The sequence below is a fragment of the Sinomonas soli genome (genome assembly GCF_054782415.1).
The window spans coordinates 475-1,261 of sequence record NZ_BAAGSN010000017.1; the positions used below are offsets into that span (position 1 = coordinate 475).

Genomic DNA, 787 nt, shown 5'->3' on the forward strand with positions numbered 1-787 from the left:
CCGGTGCCGGCCGAGTCACGACCTACGACTTCCGCCTCGACCCCGAGGCCTGAGCGGAGGCTGCCATGACCAACACCGAAGTGACCGCCAAAGCCGCAGTGGATCCGAGGGAACTGCGCAACACCTTCGGGACGTTCGCCACCGGAGTCACGGTCGTCACGACCAGGACCCCCGACGGCGTCCCGCACGGGGCCACCGTGAACGCGTTCACCGCGGTCTCCCTCGAGCCGCCGCTGGCCCAGATCACCCTCACGCGCAGTTCCAAGGCCGCCCAGTACCTGGACGGCGCACCGTTCGCCATCAACATCCTGACGCTGGACCAGATGGACGTGGCGCTGCACTTCGCGGGCAGGCCCATGGCCCGTGGGCCGGAATGGAAGCTCGATGGCGGTGTCCCGGTCCTGTGCGGGAACGCCGCCACCCTCGAATGCCGGCCCTGGAACATCTACGACGGCGGCGACCACGTCATCGTGATCGGCCAAGTCGTCTCCCTCGAGTACCACCGCACCGCCAAGCCGCTCCTGTTCTTCGGCGGCTCCTTCCGCAGCATCGGCTCCCAGATCGGCGGAAGCCCTTGGGACCACTCCGCAGACGGCCCCGGGTCCGGCTGGTTCGCCGGCGCGAACTCGTTCCAGACCCTCACCGGCCACTAGCCCAACCCCAGCTTCGGGCCGATACCGCCGTCGGCCCTTCCACCGTCACAACCAGAAAGGTCCAGCCATGACCGAGCTCATCGACGAGACGACGGCCCCGGCCGCCCCGAACACGACCACCGAGCGCACCACGC

The 787-nt window shown here is 69.0% G+C and carries 1 protein-coding gene; it reads left to right on the forward strand.

The genetic code is table 11. The features are described 5' to 3' along the window. Positions 1–65 precede the first annotated feature (65 nt). Complete coding sequence (locus tag ACYVKZ_RS17535; protein WP_460993543.1) at positions 66–653, forward strand: flavin reductase family protein; 588 nt, start codon at positions 66–68, stop codon at positions 651–653. Positions 654–787: the final 134 nt, after the last annotated feature.